Origin of the sequence: Limosilactobacillus coleohominis (assembly GCF_016901675.1) — a bacterium.
GTDB classification, from domain to species: Bacteria; Bacillota; Bacilli; order Lactobacillales; family Lactobacillaceae; genus Limosilactobacillus; species Limosilactobacillus intestinavium.
Map to the genome: position 1 here is coordinate 1 of NZ_JACJKU010000092.1, position 4,768 is coordinate 4,768.

The 4,768-nt window shown below is 36.8% G+C and carries 4 protein-coding genes and 1 other RNA gene; 2 read left to right on the forward strand and 3 right to left on the reverse strand.

Annotated elements, in window-relative coordinates; genetic code table 11:
• Nucleotides 1–168 precede the first annotated feature (168 nt).
• The 3 genes from nrdF to nrdH form a co-directional block, all read right to left on the reverse strand.
• The gene (gene nrdF / locus H5975_RS07280) at nucleotides 169–1,170 is read right to left on the reverse strand and encodes a class 1b ribonucleoside-diphosphate reductase subunit beta (protein WP_204785488.1); all 1,002 of its coding nucleotides are present in this window, start codon (nucleotides 1,168–1,170) and stop codon (nucleotides 169–171) included.
• Nucleotides 1,171–1,225: 55 nt separating this feature from the next.
• Entirely contained in the window at nucleotides 1,226–3,397 is a 2,172-nt protein-coding gene (gene nrdE / locus H5975_RS07285; RefSeq protein WP_204785489.1) for a class 1b ribonucleoside-diphosphate reductase subunit alpha, read from the reverse strand.
• A 92-nt stretch (nucleotides 3,398–3,489) separates the two neighbouring features.
• Nucleotides 3,490–3,711, reverse strand: coding sequence for a glutaredoxin-like protein NrdH (gene nrdH / locus H5975_RS07290; RefSeq protein ID WP_178661931.1), 222 nt, complete (start codon nucleotides 3,709–3,711; stop codon nucleotides 3,490–3,492).
• A gap of 269 nt (nucleotides 3,712–3,980) precedes the next feature.
• On the opposite strand from nrdH, the gene tadA reads away from it, so the two are divergent.
• Both tadA and ffs read left to right on the forward strand, forming a co-directional pair.
• Nucleotides 3,981–4,484 (forward strand): tRNA adenosine(34) deaminase TadA, encoded by a 504-nt coding sequence (gene tadA, locus H5975_RS07295; RefSeq protein WP_304133531.1) that lies wholly within the window; start codon nucleotides 3,981–3,983, stop codon nucleotides 4,482–4,484.
• A 41-nt stretch (nucleotides 4,485–4,525) separates the two neighbouring features.
• Nucleotides 4,526–4,612, forward strand: an RNA gene (gene ffs, locus H5975_RS07300) — signal recognition particle sRNA small type.
• Nucleotides 4,613–4,768 lie beyond the last annotated feature (156 nt).

The window sequence follows — 4,768 nt, forward strand, 5'->3', positions numbered from 1 at the left end:
ATATATAGCTGAATAATGATAACGTTTTCAAAACTATTTGATATACTTTGTGAAAAGACAATCAATATTAAAAAATAAATAACAAAATAAAAACTGCCTTAAAATTGTCAGAAATGTCTAACAATTTTAGGACAGTTCAAAACTGAGACGTGTTTTTAAGATAAATGGTTAATCTTTAGTGTTCTTATCTTTACCAGCGTTTGGATCCTTAACATGGTAATCACTATCATTCATGGCCTCGACAGCACCAAGACGGTAACCATTACCAACTTGACTAAAGAAGTCATGATTTGAAGTAGAGGTAGAAATACCGTTCATAACGACTGGGTTAACGTCGGAAGCTGTGTCTGGGAACAATGGGTCTTGACCCAGATTCATCAATGCCTTATTAGCGTTGTACCGAACAAACGTGAGCACATCATCAGTCCAGCCAACTTGATCATAGAGCAGGTGGGTGTAGTTTTCTTCGTTATCGTAAAGTTCATATAAGAAGTTGTACATCCAATCTTTCATATCCTGTTGTTCTTTTTCAGTTAGTTGACGTAAACCAACTTGGAATTTATAACCAATGTAAGTACCGTGAACGGATTCATCACGTAAAATTAACTTAATAATTTCAGCAACGTTATTTAATTTATTGTGTCCAAGGTAGTACAGAGGAGTGTAGAAACCAGAGTAAAACAGGAAGGTTTCCAGAAAGACGTTAGCAATCTTTTTCTTTAATGGATTGACGCTTTCATCAAGATAGATGTTACCGATGCGGACAGCCTTATTTTGTAAATATTCTTCACTATCTGACCAGTCGAAAATTTCGCGAATTTCGTCTGGTGTATTTAATGTTGAGAAGATAGTTGAGTAAGATTTAGCATGGACTGATTCCATAAATTGGATGTTATTGAGCACGGCAGTTTCATGTTGTGTTCGAACATCTTCTTTTAATGCCGTTAATCCAGCTTGTGATTGCAAGGTATCTAACAGAGTTAAACCACCAAATACGTGACCAACTGTCCATTGATGATCGGTGTCCAGCTCACGCCAATCATCAAGGTCATTGGAAACAGGAATTCGCGTATCTAACCAAAATTGTTCAGTCAACTTCTCCCAAGTTGATTTGTCAATCATATCTGAAACTTCATTCCAGTTAATTGCCTTATAGTTATTTATTTTCATTACGACTCTCCTTACTATTTAACCGACAAATACTTTAATAATTATAGCGTTTCCACTAAATAACGCAACTTTCACATTGGTTAGCACCAATTTCGTCTTGGTCATCAGTGAAGGTTCGAATATAATAGATGGACTTAATGCCTTTTTGGTATGCATAGTGACGCAGAATGTTTAAATCACGAGTGGTCATCTTGTTAGTACGACCATTTTTCCATTCATACATTCCAGCTGGAATAGTAGAACGCATGAATAGTGTCATAGACAGTGATTGGTCAACATGTTGTTGAGCAGCAGCGTAAGTATCAATTACTGATCGCATATCAGTATCATAAGCAGACTTATAGTAAGGCATAGTATCGTTACTTAAATAAGGTGCAGGGTAATAAATCTTACCAATCATTTTTTCTTGACGTTCTTCAATTTTGTTAATGATTGGTTGAAGACTAGAAGTAGAGTCACCAATGTAGGAAGTGGAACCATTTGGTGCCACTGCTAAACGATAGGCGTTATAAATACCATCTTTCATGATGGCTTCTTTTAATTTGGCCCAATCTTCAGTACCAGGAATAAAAATGCTCTTAAATAAATCCTTGACTGCATCTGACTGTGGGCCCCAATCCTTATTAATGTACTTATCAAAGTAGGAACCATCAGCGTAGGCACTTTTTTCAAAATCAGCAAACGTTTCATGACGTTCCACGGCAATTTCGTGTGAAGCAACAAGTGTCCAATAATTGAGGAGCATGAAGTAAACACTAGTAAATTCCAGTGCTACAGGAGATCCGTATTGGATGTGGTGCTTAGCAAGATAACCATGTAATCCCATGGCACCAAGGCCAATCGCGTGTGAACGTTCATTTCCTCGTTTAATTGATGGAACAATATCTAATGATTCGATGTCAGAGATGTGAGTCAGTCCACGGGTAATTGCACGAATTGATTTACCAAAATCTGGAGTATCCATCATGTTAGCGATATTAGTAGAACCGAGGTTACAAGAAACGTCGGTACCAACCTCCGCGTAACTTTGATCGTTATTCACGACTGATGGTTGTTGAACTTGGGCAATTTCGGAACATAGGTTACTCATGACAATCTTACCGTCAATTGGATTAGCACGGTTTTCTGTATCGATATTGACAATGTATGGGTAACCAGATTCTTGTTGAAGCTTAGAAATTTCGTCCTCTAAATCACGAGCATTAATCTTCTTCTTGTGAATTTTGTCATTATTAACCATCTTGTCATATTCGGCAGTAATATCGACATAGGAAAATGGCTCGCCGTAAACCCGTTCAACATCGTATGGACTGAAGAGGTACATGTCCTCGTTCTTTTCAACTAATTCATAGAACTTATCTGGAACAGTAATACCAAGCGAGAGCGTCTTAATTCGAATCTTTTCATCCGCGTTTTCTTTCTTAGCTCCCAGAAATTCAATAATATCAGGATGGAAAACACTAAGGTAAACTGCACCTGCACCTTGACGTTGACCCAACTGGTTTGAATAAGTAAATGCATCTTCAAGAAGTTTCATAACTGGAACAACACCACTGGCAGCACCCTTGATCTTTTTTATAGGAGCACCGGCTTCACGGAGGTTAGTCAAATTAATTCCGACCCCACCACCAATTTTAGATAATTGCAAAGCAGAATTGAGTGTCCGACCGATAGTGTTCATATTATCGGTAGTTTGAATCTCAAAACAAGAAACAAATTCACCACGCCGCTTACGACCCGTATTAAGGAAAGTTGGGGTGGCAGGTTGATAGCGTTGATTAATCAGCTCATGAGCCAAGTCCATTGCCAATTCTTCATTACCATTAGCCAGGAAAAGGGTGTTCATTGCAACCCGATCAATATAGTTCTCCAAATAATATTCCTTATCGTTGGTCCGCAAGGCATATTGTGCGTAGAATTTGTAAGCGGCCATAAATGAATGAAAATGAAAATGTTTGGAGCGTAAGTAATCATATAGTTCTTCGATAAATTCAAAGCGGTATTGTTTAATAAAACCTTCTTCAATGTAATCATTGTCGATCAACCATTGAAGACGCTCTTTTTCTGAACTAAAACGTTTAGTATTTGGTTCAACATTGTTTTTAATGAAATCTTCCAAAGCAAGCTTGTCTTTATCCAGCTGGATTTGACCATTCTTGGGAATGTTAATTTCGTTGTTATAATCAAAATATTTAACCTTTGTTAAGTCGATGTCTGATAAAGCCATTATTCACACTCTCTCATTTATTAATCAAAAATTGCAAAAATAAAACAGGCACATAACAAGGAAAGTGCCTGTGATTAAAATTCAGGAAATACCTAGGCAAGTTGTTTTAGCATGTCAGGGCGAAATCCTGAAAAGGCATCGCCATTAGGCAATTTAACGACTGGAGTTGCTCTGAATCCGTCTGCTTTTAGACTGTCAACGAATTCGGGATGTTCATCAATGTTGTGTTCAACAAATCTAACATTATGTTGTTTGAGAAACATCTTAGTCATTTTGCATTGTACACAATTATTTTTTGAGAATACAGTTACCATTATTATCCCCCCCTGCAGATAAACTTGATTCGTGTTTGATGTTTTCTAGTATAGCGGTTTTAGTTGAAAAATCAATCAACAAAACAGCAGATATAGTGTTTAAAATAGAAACAAACCACTATATATGGTATTAAATAAGGAACCAAAGGGAACAATATTTTTTTATTAATAATGATGTTTCATAAATGTTAACTTTTTCATTTTAATATAAAACGGTTATGATAGAAATAAATAATGACAACAATCTGTGGTGTGGAGGACAGAACATAGTGGAAGCTCAAGATCAACATGAACGATTTATGCGTGCGGCAATGAACGAAGCACATCAGGCTGAACTAATGGACGAAGTACCTATTGGTGCAGTTGTAGTTAAGGATGGCCAAATAATAGGTGCGGGCCATAATATGCGGGAAAAATTTCAACAAACAGTCTATCATGCTGAAATTTTAGCAATTATGGAAGCCTGTGATGCGGTGCATAGCTGGCGACTTGAAGACTGTGATTTGTATGTCACATTAGAGCCATGCATCATGTGTAGCGGAGCAATTATTCATTCACGGATTCGCAATGTGTATTATGCTGCTCCTGATCCAAAGGCAGGGGCAGTGAATAGCTTGTATACGTTATTAAATGATGATCGCTTGAATCACCAAGTAAACGTCCATGCTGGATTGCTGAAAGATGAATGTAGTCAAATGCTAAAAGACTTCTTTCGTAAAATTCGTAAAAGAAAAAAGTTACTGAAGCAACAAAGAAAACAAAAACAGGGCTAGTTTTTAATTTGAAAATAGTGTATGATATTACTTGCCGTAAGGCCTTAGAGCAAGGATATGCTTACGAACCGTGTCAGGTCCGGAAGGAAGCAGCACTAAGTTTGATGTATCTTGTGCTCTAAGTTTATTTAACAATTAACTCATGACCGGATAATTCGTCCGGTCTTTTTTAATGCGCCGTTTGTAAAATTAAGTTAGAAAAATAAAAAAGCCATTTGTGATAGACTTTTGAATAACCACAAACAAAAGTAAAGGAACATCACAAATGACTTATAAACATCTTA

Excerpts from the sequence above, each read along its gene's own strand:
- nrdF (WP_204785488.1), bottom strand. The coding sequence starts at position 1,170 with ATGAAAATAAATAACTATAAGGCAATTAACTGGAATGAAGTTTCAGAT.
- nrdE (WP_204785489.1), bottom strand. The coding sequence starts at position 3,397 with ATGGCTTTATCAGACATCGACTTAACAAAGGTTAAATATTTTGATTAT.
- nrdH (WP_178661931.1), bottom strand. The coding sequence starts at position 3,711 with ATGGTAACTGTATTCTCAAAAAATAATTGTGTACAATGCAAAATGACT.